This window comes from Mycobacterium spongiae, from assembly GCF_018278905.1.
Classification (GTDB): Bacteria; Actinomycetota; Actinomycetes; order Mycobacteriales; family Mycobacteriaceae; genus Mycobacterium; species Mycobacterium spongiae.
On sequence record NZ_CP046600.1, the window covers coordinates 3,974,420 to 3,989,740 of the forward strand.

14 protein-coding genes and 1 pseudogene are annotated in these 15,321 nt (G+C 63.4%); 6 read left to right on the top strand and 9 right to left on the bottom strand.

What is annotated here, in order from left to right:
• Positions 1-179 precede the first annotated feature (179 nt).
• Positions 180-1,406, top strand: a complete 1,227-nt coding sequence (locus F6B93_RS16095) for a cytochrome P450 (protein WP_211695966.1) — start codon at positions 180-182, stop codon at positions 1,404-1,406.
• 27 nt (positions 1,407-1,433) lie between these two features.
• Here the strand turns inward: F6B93_RS16095 and F6B93_RS16100 are convergent, their stop codons facing one another.
• Positions 1,434-2,258 carry an SDR family NAD(P)-dependent oxidoreductase gene (locus F6B93_RS16100; protein WP_211695967.1) on the bottom strand — a complete coding sequence of 275 codons (825 nt, stop codon included), beginning with the start codon at positions 2,256-2,258 and terminating at the stop codon, positions 1,434-1,436.
• A 60-nt stretch (positions 2,259-2,318) separates the two neighbouring features.
• Complete coding sequence (locus F6B93_RS16105; protein ID WP_211695968.1) at positions 2,319-3,341, bottom strand: LLM class F420-dependent oxidoreductase; 1,023 nt, start codon at positions 3,339-3,341, stop codon at positions 2,319-2,321.
• 82 nt (positions 3,342-3,423) lie between these two features.
• Between F6B93_RS16105 and F6B93_RS16110 the strand changes: the two genes are divergently transcribed.
• From F6B93_RS16110 to F6B93_RS16120, 3 genes are all read left to right on the top strand, one after another.
• On the top strand, positions 3,424-4,920 hold the full coding sequence (locus F6B93_RS16110; protein WP_211695969.1) for an acyl-CoA carboxylase subunit beta: 1,497 nt from the start codon (positions 3,424-3,426) through the stop codon (positions 4,918-4,920).
• A 132-nt stretch (positions 4,921-5,052) separates the two neighbouring features.
• Positions 5,053-5,877, top strand: a complete 825-nt coding sequence (locus F6B93_RS16115) for a TetR/AcrR family transcriptional regulator (RefSeq protein WP_246540808.1) — start codon at positions 5,053-5,055, stop codon at positions 5,875-5,877.
• Positions 5,878-5,913: 36 nt separating this feature from the next.
• Entirely contained in the window at positions 5,914-6,354 is a 441-nt protein-coding gene (locus F6B93_RS16120) for an SRPBCC family protein (protein ID WP_211695970.1), read from the top strand.
• 13 nt (positions 6,355-6,367) lie between these two features.
• On the opposite strand, the gene F6B93_RS16125 is transcribed toward F6B93_RS16120, so the two are convergent.
• The 6 genes from F6B93_RS16125 to fabG all read right to left on the bottom strand — a co-directional run bounded on the left by F6B93_RS16125 (position 6,368) and on the right by fabG (position 11,937).
• Entirely contained in the window at positions 6,368-6,730 is a 363-nt protein-coding gene (locus tag F6B93_RS16125; protein WP_211695971.1) for an Rv1352/Rv1906c domain-containing protein, read from the bottom strand.
• A gap of 91 nt (positions 6,731-6,821) precedes the next feature.
• Positions 6,822-7,529 carry a GntR family transcriptional regulator gene (locus F6B93_RS16130; protein WP_211695972.1) on the bottom strand — a complete coding sequence of 236 codons (708 nt, stop codon included), beginning with the start codon at positions 7,527-7,529 and terminating at the stop codon, positions 6,822-6,824.
• A gap of 4 nt (positions 7,530-7,533) precedes the next feature.
• On the bottom strand, positions 7,534-8,727 hold the full coding sequence (locus tag F6B93_RS16135; RefSeq protein WP_211695973.1) for an acyl-CoA dehydrogenase family protein: 1,194 nt from the start codon (positions 8,725-8,727) through the stop codon (positions 7,534-7,536).
• 20 nt (positions 8,728-8,747) lie between these two features.
• On the bottom strand, positions 8,748-9,959 hold the full coding sequence (locus tag F6B93_RS16140; protein WP_211695974.1) for a CoA transferase: 1,212 nt from the start codon (positions 9,957-9,959) through the stop codon (positions 8,748-8,750).
• A complete protein-coding gene (locus F6B93_RS16145) occupies positions 9,956-11,170 on the bottom strand; it encodes an acetyl-CoA C-acetyltransferase (protein WP_425518559.1) in 1,215 nt (404 codons plus the stop codon). The genes F6B93_RS16140 and F6B93_RS16145 overlap by 4 nt, the downstream gene beginning before the upstream one ends.
• An 8-nt stretch (positions 11,171-11,178) precedes the next feature.
• On the bottom strand, positions 11,179-11,937 hold the full coding sequence (gene fabG, locus F6B93_RS16150; protein ID WP_211695976.1) for a 3-oxoacyl-ACP reductase FabG: 759 nt from the start codon (positions 11,935-11,937) through the stop codon (positions 11,179-11,181).
• A gap of 105 nt (positions 11,938-12,042) precedes the next feature.
• Between fabG and F6B93_RS16155 the strand changes: the two genes are divergently transcribed.
• Positions 12,043-13,227: an acyl-CoA dehydrogenase family protein gene (locus F6B93_RS16155; protein ID WP_211695977.1), complete on the top strand. Its 1,185-nt coding sequence runs from the start codon at positions 12,043-12,045 to the stop codon at positions 13,225-13,227.
• A gap of 136 nt (positions 13,228-13,363) precedes the next feature.
• On the opposite strand, the gene F6B93_RS16160 is transcribed toward F6B93_RS16155, so the two are convergent.
• Positions 13,364-13,861: a MerR family transcriptional regulator gene (locus tag F6B93_RS16160; protein ID WP_211695978.1), complete on the bottom strand. Its 498-nt coding sequence runs from the start codon at positions 13,859-13,861 to the stop codon at positions 13,364-13,366.
• A 1,141-nt stretch (positions 13,862-15,002) separates the two neighbouring features.
• On the opposite strand from F6B93_RS16160, the pseudogene F6B93_RS23800 reads away from it, so the two are divergent.
• A pseudogene (locus F6B93_RS23800) lies at positions 15,003-15,269 on the top strand (PPE domain-containing protein); the annotation flags it as partial.
• Positions 15,270-15,321 lie beyond the last annotated feature (52 nt).

Consider the following 15,321-nt stretch of genomic DNA (forward strand, 5'->3'; position numbering starts at 1 on the left):
AGCTCTTGGGAGACAATCCGATCCGGCAACGACGGCGTGACCCGATCAGTACTGAATGGGTTACGGTAACCCCACCGGGCGATTGGGATTCGTTGCTATCTATACTATGATAGCGAGATTCCATATGAGTTGGAGCCCGTCTGCGCGGCCCCGACTTCGGTTCCCCAGGAGGAGCGCTGATGGCACTGCGCGCCGATCCCGACGGCCCGGCCGTTACCCTCGACCTCACCGGTGAAACCAGTCCGTACCCGTTCTTCCAATACATGCGGCGCACCGAGCCCGTCTGGCACGGGGCTCTCATGGACCACACCCAGGTACCGCCGGAACTCAAACCCAATGATGAGTGGGTCTTGTTCGGCTATGACGGCGTGTTTCAGGCTTTCCGCGACGACCGGGTATTCAGTTCGGCCGCGTATGACAAGACCATCGGCCTGGTCATGGGCCACACCATCTTGGCCATGGGCGGCAAAGAGCATCACGATCACCGCAATCTGGTGGCCAAAGCATTTCGGGCGACCGCGCTGGAACGGTGGGAGCCCTCGGCCATCGCGCCGATTTGCACCCAGCTCGTGGACGAGATCAAGAACGACGGCGGAGCGGACCTCGTGAAGGCGGTGACGTTCGAGTTCCCGACCCGAATCATCGCCACGCTACTCGGACTCCCCCGCGATGACCTCGACCTGTTCCGGCGGCTGTCGTTCGACCTCATCTCGATCCCGACCGACATCATGGCGGGCTTGAATGCGGCAGCCGAACTGCACGACTACTTCCTCGACCAAGTCGAGCAACGGCGCCATACACCCACCGATGACATCATCGGCGATCTGGTCGCCGCCGAGATCGACGGTAAGAAGCTCACCGACGAAGCCATCATCGCGTTCTTGCGGCTGCTCTTGCCCGCCGGGCTCGAGACCACCTACCGCTCGTCGGGCAATCTGCTCTACCTGTTGCTGACCCACCCCGAGCAGCTGGCGATGGTCTACCACGACCGGTCGCTGATACCGGTCGCGATCGAAGAGGGCCTGCGGTTCGAAACGCCGCTCACCATGGTCACTCGCACCACAACCGAAGAAGTCGACATCGGCGGAAAGACGATACCGCCGGACGCGCAAGTCGACCTCTGCATGGCTTCGGCCAACCGCGACGAGAGCCGCTGGACGGATCCCAACACGTTCGACATCCGCCGGCCTCGGCAAGCCCACATCGCGTTCGCGGGCGGAATCCATATGTGTCTCGGAATGCATCTGGCGCGGCTGGAAACCCGGGTCATGTTGAACAGTCTGTTCGACCGCGTGCAGGACCTCGCCTTCGTTGTCGACGACGGAACCGGTGCCGAATCCCGAATCGTCGGACTCACCTTCCGGTCCCCCAACAAGCTTCCGGTCACGTTTTCGCCGGCCGCCTAAAAACTCCGACGCCAGCGCACGACGTCGTCACCTGCTGAGGTTGGCCTGGGTGCGATCCCACAACTCACGGGCAAGCGATGGGTCGTAGGCGCGGCAGTTGGCCTTGGCAATTCGGTTCCGCGAGTAGTACTCGCCGGATTGCCAATCGTCACCGGGCGTGCTCGACGCCAACCAGACCAGCTGCCGGGCCGCACGATCCGCGGTAGCGACCAATCGCGGTACGGGAGTGTGCGCCATGACGGCAAGGAGGCGTGATCCCGATGCCCGGCCGAAGTTGGTGTTGACGTACCCGGGGTGAACGGCGGCAACGGCGAGCCCACCGCCGTGGTATCGGCGATGTAATTCCCTAGTGAATAGGACAATTGCGAACTTCGATAGCGCATAGGCAATGATCGGTCGGCGCCGCTCGGTGCGCTCGATGTCGTCGACGCTGACGTTGCGGAGCATTTTGTGGGCCGCGCTGCAAGTGTTGACAATCGTCGCACGGGAATCGACCAAGACGTCCAGCAGCAGGGTGGTAAGCAGGAACGGGGCCAGGTAATTGACCTGGTACGTCATGTCATAGCCGTCAGCGGTCCGGCGAGTCTTGGCGGGCATACCACCGGCGTTGTTGACCAACACGTCGATGGATTCGTAGTCCGAGTGAATCTTCTCCGCCAGTCCGCGCACCCGGGACAGGTCGGCAAAATCGGCGACGAAATAGTCGGCACCCAGTTCCGCGGCTACCGCGGTGGTCTTGCCCTCCGACCGGCCGACTACCACAACGTTTTCGCCTTGGTCGTGTAGCTGACGTGCCGTGGCGGCGCCAATGCCATCACTGGCACCGGTGATGACGACCGTCTTACCGCCCATGGATCGCGCTCGCGTCCGGTGCGGACGCGTCAGTCCAGGCCACGCCAATCGTCTTGGCCCTCAACGACGAAACGCCTTCAACGCGGCGTTGACGCAATCCCGGGAAGCCGCGAAGAAGATCGGCTGCACTCGATCGACCACGCCCGCACAACGGGCTCGCAAGCCGGAGGCGATGTCGTCGACCGGGCCGACAACCGCAAAGGCAGAAAGGATCTCATCATCGATGAGCGAGCCCATCGTGTCCCACTCCCCCGCCAGTGAGAGGCGGCGCAACTCGGTTTGCAGATCACCCCAGCCGTGCAGGTCGAGGACCTTGCGATAGGCCGGGGTGGATCCGTAGAACGCGATCTGCTTGCGCGCGGCGACGATCGCGGCTGCCAGCTCGGCGTCGTTTTCCCCGGTCGCGACCATCACTTCGGCCAACACCTCGAAATCGCCACGATCGCGCCCCGAGCGCGCCACGCCGCGCAACAGCGCCGGCATTGTGACCTCGGTGAGGTACCGCAGCGAGACCATCGGATGACCGAGGTGTCCATCGGCGACCTCACCACACAACTCGCTCATCGCTGTACCAACGGCAGCCAGGAATACCTTCGGAACCCCATAAGGCTGCGGCTCGGGCGTGAACATCGGAGTCATGATTTTGTGCGTGTAGAAGTCGCCCTCGAAACGCAGCCTGGTGCCATCCCGCCACGCCGACCAGATTGCCTGCAGCGCCGCGACGAACTCGCGCATCCGAGGTGCCGGATGGCTCCACGGCATGCTGAACCGCTTCTCAATATGCGGCCGGATCTGGGTACCCAGACCAAGGTTGAACCGGCCCTGCGAGTACGTCTGAAGATCCCAGCCGATGTTGGCGACAATCATCGGACTGCGCGCGAAGGCGACGGCGATGTTGGTGCCGAGTTCGAGTCGCGATGTGTGCTCGGCAGCCAGCAGCAGCGGCAGAAAAGGATCGTGGCTGTGTTCGGCCGTCCAACCCCCGTCATATCCGTTGTGCTCGAGGGCGGTGGCTGCCTCGATCACTTGTCCGGGCTGAGTGGGGATGCCCCCGTCGATCTTGAGCCGGGGGGCACTAGCCATGCGGGTAACTTTACCGTAAGCAATCCAGTACGTTTGCCTGCGCGGCAAGCGCAACCGCATCCCAACGAGGTAGGAAAGACGCATGACAGAAGGGCGCGATTGGGAGGAGACGCTCGACGATCTCGACCGTCGCCGTCAGCGCGCACGGCGCATGGGCGGGCCGGAGCGCCTCGCCAAACACCGCCGCGAGGGCAAGCTCGATGCCCGCGCGCGCGTCGAGCGCCTCCTCGACGTGGGCAGCTTCCGCGAACTCGGCACCCTGGTCGGCGGCGAGGTCCCCGCCGACGCGATCATCGCCGGCTCCGGCCGGATCAATGGCGTCCCGGTGATGGTGGGCGCCGAGGACTTTACGACGCTAGCCGGAACCATCGCCGCGGGCAGCAACTCCAAACGCTACCGCATCGCCGAATTGGCCGTGCGCGACAAGATCCCGCTGGTGATGTTGCTCGACGGTGCCGGGTTTCGCCCGACGGACGCCCACTACGGACGGAGTCCCACCGATCTGCTCGCGCAGGCGCGGTGCTCCGGTCGAGTTCCCACGGTCACGGCGGTGCTGGGCCCATCCGCGGGACACGGCGCGCTGGTTGCCCCGGTCTGCGATTTCAGCGTGATCAGCCGCCAGGGTGCGATCTTTACCGCCGGGCCACCAGTGGTCAAAGAGTCAACGGGAGAAGATATTTCGAAAGAGGACCTGGGCGGGCCGGACGTCGCGTTGGCCAGCGGGGTCATCCACAATGTCGCCGATGACGACGATGCGGCCCTGGATGCCATCCGTCGCTACCTATCGTATTTTCCGCCGAGCGCCTGGTCCTATCCGCCTTCGGCGCCGGTATCGGCCACCACCGCGCCACGCGCCACGCCCGAGTTGCTGGATGTCGTTTCCCGCGACAACCGTCGCGGCTACGACATGCGCGCGGTGCTCGACGTCGTCTTCGATCGTCCCGACTGGTTTGAGGTTCAACCACGGTTCGGCAAGGCGATCATCTGTGCCCACGCGCACCTCGGCGGGTATTCGGTTGCCGTCGTGGCCAACCAGCCGCGGGTAATGGCCGGGTCCATCGACGCCGACGCCGCGGACAAAGCCGCGCACTTCATCACCGTAGCTGACTCGTTTCACCTGCCTATCGTCTTCCTCGCCGACAACCCGGGCATGCTGCCGGGTGGGCAATCCGAGCGCGATGGCGTATTGCGCAGCGGCGCGCGCATGTTCATCGCCCAGACAACCGCGACGACGCTCAAGCTGCACGTGACGCTACGCAAAGCCTACGGCTTCGGATCCATGGTGATGGGGTTGGTCAGCTTCGACGACCAGGTGGCGACCTTCGCCTATCCCGGCGCGACGATGGGCGCGATGGGCGCCGCAGCGCTCGCTCGCGCGTCGCGCGCCGACCAGGACCTGTCGGCCAAGCTGCGCGACGCCGAGTTGCAAGCGTCCTATCGCTCCGCGGAGCGCATGGGTTTCGACGAGCTGATCGACCCCCGGGAGACGCGGGATGCGCTACTTGCGGCGCTGCAGCGAGGCATCTACAGCAGGCAAGCCAATGTCGAACCGGTGGCCCGCACGCTCATTACGCCGTAGGACCGCGCAGGGCCTTTCCCCAGCACCAGATGGGCCGCTCACCGTTACAGTATGCCTATCCAAACGCCTGATCGGATGGCTACCGGTAAGGTTGACGGTCAGGTCTGGCGCAACACGACGGAGGTGCCCTTCGTGGCAAAGCAACCAACCACCGCTCCGCGTCAGCGACGCGAAAGGGGATCCATCAACCCCGATGACATCATCAGCGGCGCATTCGAACTCGCAGAGCAGGTCTCGATAGACAACCTGAGCATGCCGATGCTCGGCAAACACCTTGGCGTCGGCGTTACCAGCATCTATTGGTACTTCCGCAAGAAGGACGATCTGCTCAACGCGATGACCGACCGGGCCTTGAGCAAGTATGCACTTGCCACGCCGTACGTGGAGGCCAGCGACTGGCGCGAAACACTGCGCAACCATGCGCGCCTGATGCGAAAGACGTTCATGGGCAACCCAATACTGTGCGATCTCATCCTGATTCGGGCAGCGCTCAGTCAAAAGGCAGCACGCCTGGGGGCACAGGAGATGGAACAGGCAGTCGCGAACCTGGTGGCCGCCGGACTGTCACCCGAAGATGCCTTTGACACATACTCAGCGGTTTCGCTGCACGTCCGCGGATCGGTAGTACTACAGCGGCTCTTCGAAAAGACCCGGTCTACCTACAACGGACCCCGAAGCATCGACGATGCCGCAACCGTCGATCCGGCAACCACTCCGCTGCTGGCTGAGGTCACCGGCAAGGGTCATCGCATCGGAGCCCCCGATGAAATCAACTTCGAATACGGCCTCGAGTGCATCATCGACCATGCCGGCCGGTTGATCGCAGCGGGCTCCCAAGCCGCTTCGAAAGGGAAGCCGAAAGCCGCCACCCAGGCTCCATCCGGGTCACGCAAATCGGCCAAGTCGTCGACTTCGCGAGGACGGGCCAAAGCGGCCGGAGCGCGACAAGGCCGGTAGCCGCCGCACCGCTCTAGCGGTAGCTACAATCTCGATATGAAATCCGTCGACGTTGCCGTCGAGACGGTAGTCGACCGGGAACGCACGATCGTGGCTGACTACTGCTGCAATCCAGACAACGCCACCGAATGGTATGCGAACATCAAGGCTGTCGATTGGGAAACACCAAAGCCGCTCGCGTTGGGGTCCCGGTTCGCTTTTACCGCAGACTTTCTCGGCAAATCGCTGCGGTACACCTACGAGGTGGTCGAGTTCGAACCGGGTCGTCGATTCGTCATGCGGACGGCACATGGACCGTTTCCCATGGAGACGACCTACGCGTGGGAGGACGAGCCGAACGGTCGCACCCGCATGACGCTTCGCAACCGCGGTGAGCCCACCGGATTCTCCCGGTGGACTCAGCCGCTGATGGCGATGGCGATCAGACACGCGACCCGCCGCGACCTTCGCAGACTCAAGACGAGTCTGGAAAGTTGACGGGGTCGGCTCCCTAGACCCGGATCCAGATCTTGCAGTTCGCGGTCTGGAACGACACGACCGTTGGCGGGATCACCACGGTCATCGGGCCCATGGAGGTATTTGTGTTGACGATGTTGCCGGGGTTCGCGTCTGGTGCGCTGTGCATGGACCACGAGCAGGTGGAGAGCTCGGAAACCCTGCCGAAGATCAGAATAAGCGGATTCGCCGGCCCCTCCGTGCGATAAGTGCCCGGCAGAATCTCGGTGCCGACTTGAAAGACCCCATTCCCAGGTATTTGAGCCATCGGTTCCGCACCGGCCGGCGCCGCGACCGCGATCGCGGCCACGCCGGCAACGGATCCCGCAATTGCGCGGAATGCGAACGTTAGGGACATTTCTTCTTCTCCCTATTGTGTTGCCTGGCCCTAGTAACAGCCTATGCCCAGACGCACCGGGTCAACAACCACTGGCGGCCGCCACCACGGCTCAGCCCCGGCGTCGTGCGCACGGCACCGGCCGACTCTCCTCGGCAACGACCCCGCGCGCGATCAGGTGCTCGATCAACGGCACGGCGCCCGCGGCAAGATGCTCGGACATCGCGGCGCGGGCGAGCTCCTCGTCGCGCTTCACAAGCGCGGACAGCACCCGCCGATGATCTCGCACCGACTGGGCCGGCCAGCCTTCGATGCTGGGGAACACCGATTCGGCTGCATACCGAGTGATCTGGGACATCAGCTGCGCGAGCTTGGGTGAGTCGGCGGCCACATTGATGCCTCGGTGAAACTCGTGATTGAGCCGAACCGTCCGCTCCTCGTCTGCACCCGCGTAGGCCTGCTCCAGCTCGGTCTGAATCTCGTTGAGTTCGCGCAGCTGGTCGTCAGTGATGTTCAGTGCGGCACGTGCCGCCAGCTCGCCGCCGACGTGCGCCTGCACGTTCGCAACATCGGCGAGGTCGCGTCCGGTTACCGGCAAAACCACGAAGCCACGGCGGGGCTGTTGGGCGATCAATCCCTCAGCGCGCAGAGCGAACAGCGCCTCACGCACAGGTGTCACGCTGATGCCCAATTCTTCTGCCAACTGGTCCAGACGAACGTATTGGCCCGCGGGGTAGGCACCATCGAAGATTCGCCGGCGGACATAGCGCGCTACGTCGTCGGAAAGTTGCGGCCGCGCAGCGAAATCCGGACTAGCCATCGCCTCACACCTGATACTCGGCGAGCAGCCGCTTGCTGATGATGGACTTCTGGATCTCACTGGTACCCTCGCCGATGAGCAAGAACGGCGCATCGCGCATCAGGCGCTCGATCTCATACTCCTTGGAGTACCCGTAGCCACCGTGAATCCGGAAGCTCTGTTGGGTTACCTCTGAACAGAGCTCGCTAGCAAGGTATTTGGCCATGCCCGCGGCGAGGTCATTACGCTCTCCCGAGTCCTTCAATCGCGCCGCGTTGACCATCATCAAATGCGCTGCTTCGACTTTGGTTGCCATCTCGGCTAGCTGGAATGCAATAGCCTGGTGCTCGACAATAGGCTTGCCGAAGGTATGACGTTGCTGGGCGTACCGCACCGCGAGCTCGAAGGCCCGAATGCCCACGCCGCAGGCCCGCGCCGACACGTTGACCCGGCCGACTTCGATACCGTCCATCATCTGGAAAAACCCTTGTCCCGGAGTGCCACCCAGAATGTCGTCGGCGCTCGCCTGGTAGCCGTCGAAGAGCAGTTCGGTGGTTTCGATGCCTTTGTAGCCCAGCTTGTCGATCTTGCCGGGTATCACCAATCCGGGCGCCACTTCGCCGAAACCGGTGGGCTTCTCGACAAGAAACGCGGTCAGGTTGCGATGGGACTTCTCGGCGCCCTCGTCGGTACGCACCAGCACAGCTACTAGCGTCGAACTAGCGCCGTTGGTCAGCCACATCTTCTGACCGTCTATCGTGTAGGCGCCGTCGGGATTGCGTCGCGCTCGGGTTCGGATAGCGGCGACATCAGAGCCCAGCTCCGGCTCCGACATCGAAAACGCGCCGCGGGATTCCCCGGTCGCCATGCGCGGCAGGAAGTGCTGCTTCTGCGCGGCAGTGCCGTGCTGGCAGAGCATGTAAGCAACGATGAAGTGGGTGTTGAGCACCCCGGAGACACTCATCCAGCCCCTCGCCAGCTCTTCGACACACAATGCGTATGTCAGCAGCGACTCCCCCAGCCCGCCGAACTCCTGGGGAATCATCAGCCCGAACAAACCCATAGCGCGCATCTGATCGACGATGTCTTGCGGGTAGGTGTCGCTTCGCTCGAGTTGTGGCGCGTTGGGAATCACCTCTTTCTCGACGAAGTGCCTTACAGTAGTGATGATCTCGGTCTGGAATTCGGTCAGGCCGAGTGTCTGAGCGAGTCTGGTCATGCGCTGTTTTCCCTTCCGGCTCAACCCACGATGATGTTCGCGTCAGCCAGCCGCTCGATGTCGGCGGTCGTCATCGATAAGTACTCGCGCAGCACGTCGGCGGTATCGTGCCCCAGAGCGGGCGCGGGAGCACTGGCAGGATGCGCGCCGTCGAACGCCGCTGGCATGCCCGGTGCCAGGTAGTCGCCGACACCGGGTTGGTGTAGTTGGGTAAACAGCGGATTGGCCGTCACCCGACGGTCCTCGGCGACCTGTGCGAAGTCGCGGTAGCGCTCGAACAACACTGTGGTGTCCGACAGCGCCGCCGAGATTTCCGCGGCCGTTCGGTCGGCGAACCATGGCGCAAAAAGTCCCGACAGCACGTCGCGGTATCGGTACCGGGCGCCCTCGTCCGCGAAGTCGACATCCAGGGCCGCCGCGAGTGCCGCTACCGCGCGCCCGGTGTCGGTTGCGTCGACCAGGTCGCGAAAGTGCCTTCCCGTCAACGTAACAACCATGAAAGCGACCCCGTCTTGACTGGTGAAGTCTTGGCCATACTGGCCGTAGATGGCGTTACCCAGCCGCTGACGTTGGGTGCCATTGACTTGCGGCTCGGTGAGCAGGCCCAAGTTTCCGGCGGTGGCCAGTGCGACGTCCTCGAGCGCCAGGCTGATGCACGCGCCTGCCCCGGACACCTCACGGCGGCGGACGGCGGCGACAACGGCAAGCGCGGCATAGAGACCGCAACACACGTCCCATGCCGGTAGCACATGGTTTACCGGCCCGGAGTGGTTGACCGGACCAGTCGCGAGCGGGAACCCCGTCGATGCATTCACCGTGTAGTCCACAGCGGTGGAACCATCGCCGCGGCCGAGTAACTGCACGTGAATGACGTCGGAGCGCTTGGCCGCGAGCAGCTCATGACCAATGCACGACAGGCTCGCCGCATTAGTCACGACGATCCCGTCGGACTCCACGATGAGCCGCTGGACTAGCTCTTGGCCGGCCGCCGCGCGTAGATCGATGGCAGCCGAACGCTTTCCTTTGTTGAGGCCAGTCCAATAGATCGACGTTCCGGTAGCTGACAGCGGCCAACGGCCGATATCAGCGCCCCCGCCGAGCGGATCCACTCGAATAACCTGCGCACCAAGCTGACTCAACGTCATGCCGCACAACGGGGCCGCCACAAAACTGGACACCTCCACGATGCTGATACCGGCCAACGGCAGCGTGCCCATGTCGGTCGTGGTCATCGCGGCACCCGCTCGAAGACCGCGGCAAGTCCTTGGCCGCCGCCGATGCACATGGTCTCCAATCCATAGCGGGCCTGGCGCCGATCCAGCTCGCGCGCCAGAGTCGCCAGCATCCTTGCGCCGGTGGCACCCACGGGGTGCCCGAGGGAGATTCCCGAACCGTGCACGTTGGTTCGATCGCGGTCGGCGGCGCCGAAGTCCCATTCCCGCATCACGGCGAGCGCCTGAGCGGCAAAGGCTTCGTTGAGCTCGATGAGGTCCATGTCATCCAGCCGCAGGCCCGCCTTGGCCAGTGCGGTCTCCGTCGCAGGTACCGGACCGATGCCCATCGTGTTGGGCGCAACCCCTGCCACCGCCCATGACACCAAGCGGACCAACGGCGTCAGGCCGTACGCGTCGGCGTTGTCCGCGGTGGTCACCACGCACATGGACGCGGCGTCGTTCTGCCCGCTAGCATTTCCCGCCGTCACCGTCGCCTCTGGATCGTCGTCGCGCAGAAGGGGTTTTAGTTCGCCCATTGCCGCTACCGAGGTGTCGGCCCGCGGGTGCTCATCCGTGTCGATCAGCTCTTCTCCGCGCCGGGTGCGCACGGCGACCGGAATGATCTCGTCAGAGAAGATGCCGCGCTTCTGAGCAGCCACCGCCCGCTGATGCGAGATCACCGCAAGTTCGTCTTGTTCCTCGCGGGAGATGTCGTACTGGCGGCGCAGGTTCTCGGCGGTCTCCAGCATCCCGCCCGGCACCGGATAGTGGCGTCCGCCAGCTGTGGTGCGTCCCCGGACCAGCCCGTCGTGGATGCGGACGCCGGATCGGGCTGCACCCCAACGCATATCGGTGGAGTAAAAGGCCACGTTGCTCATGCTCTCGCAGCCGCCGGCTATCACAAGGTCGTTATCACCGGCGGCTACCTGCAGACATGCCTGGATCACCGCTTGCAGACCCGACCCACATCGGCGATCGACCTGCATGCCGGGAACCGTCACGGGCAGACCGGCATCCAACGCCACCACACGCCCAATAGCCGGCGCCTCACTCGTGGGATAGCAGTGCCCAAGAATGACATCGTGTACGGCATCCGGCGCGATTCCGGTCCGGTCGAGCAGCCCCCGGAGCGCGGTGACGCCCAGATCGACGGCGCTGCGGGACTTGAACATGCCGCCGTAGCGGCCGATCGGCGTGCGCACGGGCTCACAGATCACCGGGTCGCGCATCGTCTGGTTCATATGAACCTGCCGCCGGTGACGTCCATGACAGTGCCGGTCATGTAGGAGGACAGATCGGATGCCAGGAATAGGGCCACCCGTGCGACCTCGTCGGGTTCGCCCGCCCGGCCCATCGGGACCTCAGCCAGCTTCTGGTCCCAAATGCGTTGCGGCATCGCTTCTGTCATCGCCGACCTGATCAACCCTGGTGCAATTGCGTTGACCCGAATACCCAAGTGGGCGAGCTCTTTTGCAGCCGCTTTGGTCATCCCCACGATTCCGGCCTTGGCCGCCGAGTAATTGGTCTGACCGACCATGCCGACCTTGCCGGATACCGAGGACATGTTCACGATGGCGCCACCATTCTGGGGCGTGGTTTCTCGCATGGTTGCCGCGGCCAGACGTGTGCCGTTCCAGGTCCCCTTCAGGTGCACGGCAATGACATCGTCGAACTGCTCTTCGGTCATCTTGCGCATCGTCGCATCGCGCGTGATTCCGGCGTTGTTGACCATGATGTCCAGCACGTCGAACCGTCCAACCGCGGCCTGGATGAGCGTTTCAACGTCGGCTGTCCGGGTCACATCGCAACGCACGGCAACGGCCACGTCGTCGCCGCCCAGCCGACTGGCCGCCGCCTCTGTCGCCTCACGATTCACGTCACCCAGGACAACCCGTGCCCCCTCCGCGACGAATCGCTCCGCGATCGCCAAGCCGAGGCCTTGTGCTGCGCCGGTGATTACCGCCGTCTGCCCACTCAGTAACGACACGCCTACCACGCACTCCTCACCGCCAGAGCCCAGCCGGATACGTCTGACAAATATTATATTTCATATAGGATCTTGAGCGGTGCTGCGGCACCGGCCAAGAAGGAGCGTCCGGACATGACTACCGCCGAGGTCCCTGAAGTCTCCGACCAGGATTTTCAGGAGATCCTTGCCCAGACCCGCCACTTCGTCCGCAGCGCGGTACTACCGCGTGAACAGCAGATCCTGGCCGAAGACCGCGTGCCGGACGACCTGCGCGCGCACGCCAAGAAGATGGGGTTGTTCGGCTACGCGATTCCGCAGCAGTGGGGCGGCCTTGGTCTCGACCTTGGACAAGATGTCGAACTGGCGATGGAGTTGGGTTACAGCTCGCTGGCCCTGCGATCGATGTTCGGCACCAACAACGGCATCGCCGGACAGGTGCTCGTCGGGTTCGGCACCGACAAGCAGAAAGCCCGCTGGCTTGAGCCCATGGCCTCCGGCGACGTTGTGGCCTCCTTCGCCCTGACCGAACCTGGCGCCGGGTCCAATCCAGCCGGCCTGAAAACCAAAGCCATCCGCGACGGCTCTACAGACAACGCGGCGTGGACCATCTCCGGGCAGAAGCGCTTTATCACCAACGCGCCGGTCGCCGATCTGTTTATCGTCTTCGCACGCACCCGGCCCGCCGATCCCCAAGGCCCGGGCATCGCCGTTTTCCTGGTTCCCGCCGACGCTGCCGGGGTCGAGGTAGGAGCCAAGGACTCGAAGATGGGCCAGGAGGGCGCATGGACCGCGGATGTCAGCTTCGACGACGTCAAAGTAGGTACCGACGCGCTGATTGGCGGCACCGAGGATATCGGCTACCGAGCTGCGATGACCTCACTCGCGCGCGGGCGCATTCACATCGCCGCGCTCGCCGTGGGCATCGCGCAGCGCGCGCTTGACGAGTCCGTGGCTTATGCGGCCACCGCAACCCAGGGCGGTGCGCCAATCGGAACTTTCCAATTGGTGCAAGCCATGCTTGCCGACCAGCAAACCGGCGTGCTGGCCGGTCGCGCGCTGGTCCGCGATGCCGCGCGGCTGTGGGTCACCAACCAGGACCGCCGGGTGGCGCCGTCTGCCGCGAAGCTGTTCTGCACCGAAATGGCCGGCAGGGTCGCCGATCTCGGTGTGCAGATCCACGGCGGCAGTGGCTATATGCGTGGCGTTGCGGTGGAACGCATTTACCGTGATGTTCGCCTGCTGCGGCTGTATGAAGGGACCAGCGAGATTCAGCGGCTGATCATCGGTTCCAACCTGGTCAAGACGGCCCGCCGCTGACGTTGCCGCGGCGGGGTCACTACCGCGCCCGCACGGACCCGACCGTTGGAAGACTGCCTGTCGGCCGAAGCCGCATCGGCCTGGCGTGACCGCCTACCGACCGAGCGCTAGGTTCGCGTCAAAGTCGTTGGCGCTGCTATGTCTGCTGAGAAAGCACGGCGTTGAGTCTGCCGTTGGCTTCTTGCATCTCTTCCACTGCGCTGTAGAAGTGATCGACGGCGCGACGAAAACAGGAGGCCGCCCTAATGAGTTGGGACGTGGCCGATTGGTAATCGTCCATCGACTCGCGCAGCGTCGTTCGGGCGGCCATCACCAACCGGTTCGTTTCATCCGACGACACGACCCGCGTGATCAGATCGGAGGTCTTGGCGTGCAGCTCAGCGTTGTCGGCACGGAGACCGACGACCTCAGCGGCCAACTGCTCGACCGAGCGTCGTGTCTTGCCGCCGCGCTGCATAGGTAGCTGGTCAACATAGACATACCAACGGCGCTGTTTAGGGCCCTGCTGGGCGCCGCCAGCGATCTCGCCGGTTTCGATCATTCGGCGCACTGTGCGGATGTCGCGGCGCAGCACCCGGGCAGCTTCTGTGGCGCTCATCGTGAGTCGGCCGCTCTGGGGATGTGTCTCAATCATTCGCGAACAATCCTTGTTTCTTGATTTCTTGGTGTAATCAACGACGCAGAGATATTTGCGGGTGCCGCGACGACCGTGCGGCCTTCGCGGGTCCAGTCGGCGGACTCTGATTCCCAATACCGCGATCGCCAGCGGGCTTTATCCACGTTTTGAGAACTGCCGACTGGCAAATATGCCTGGGCAATTGATTTCGAGTCTAAATCTTTGGATAGGCGGACTAATTAGAGGACGATAACAGGGATTTCTGGCAGTTTCCTGGATACGAGCTCGGCGGCCGATATCATCGGCTTCATCCGTTTGTATTGTCATTGTCGTTAATTTTACGAAGTCCGCTACTAACAGAGTGCGCGAGTGTCGCCCACCACGCTGCGCGCAACGATCGACAGCGACGCGTTGCCCGATGGCCAGCGATCAGCCGGGCAGCCGCCGCCTCAGGACCGACCACGAGACGGTACTCATGCGCGGCGGAACGGGTGCTGACCTAACAGACACGGCGATTAGCTGCCGCGGCGGTGTGGGCGACCCAGGGGCCGTGTCCGCGCAGTCGGCCACGGCCGTTGACAAAGTCGGGTTGAGCGCGGAACACGACCAGGTCCACCGCGTTTCCAAACGACACCGAACTGCGGATTCATCGAAGGTGCTCAGCTCTTCGGGCATCCTCATGCGTTGCCTCGCCGTCAGCCTGCGCATCTTAGATCCGCTGCGATTCTTCCGCTAGGGTCGTTCTGCCGGGCCAGCGGCAAGGTTTGCCGTGGCGCGTCTCCTCGACGTCGACGACGCTCACTTCATACAACCGCTTCATGCTGCGGTTATGTCTTCTCAGTAGACATCCGCGTTCATGTTGGTCGCGCTATTGCCCAGTTGTACGGGATGCCGTCAGTGTCTTGCAAAAAAACAAATCATCGAACGCACGCTGTAAGAACATACTCGCACGTCCGGGCCGTGGCCCATGCTCGATCGACGAATTACGCCTACCCTGCAATTTACCGAAACGCTGAACATCCGCGTTGTCATCGTCGTAGCATTCGCAGCAGCACTCGATTCCAGATCGGCACCGGGCTTTGGGACCCATACATCCCACAGATTAGGACGCATATCCCACTGATTCGGACATATCTCCCGTTGATTAGGAGTTCGGCCTATGGCGAATTTCGCGATGTTGCCACCGGAGATCAATTCGTTGCTGCTGTTCGCGGGTGCGGGATCGGCACCCATGCTGGACGCGGCTGCGGCCTTGGGCGAGTTGGCGTGGGAGATACGCATGGCGACGTCTCCGTTTTCATCGTTGACCTGGGAGTTGGCAGATCAGTCGGAGCAAGGCGCGGCGTCTGCAGCGATGCTGATCGCGGCGGCACCCTATGCGGAGTTTCTGAATGCGGCCTCAGCCGACGCCGCGGGAGTCTCGGGCTTCCGCAACACGCCCGGCGAGGGCTCCCTTAATTGCGGGGCTAGCTCGGGCT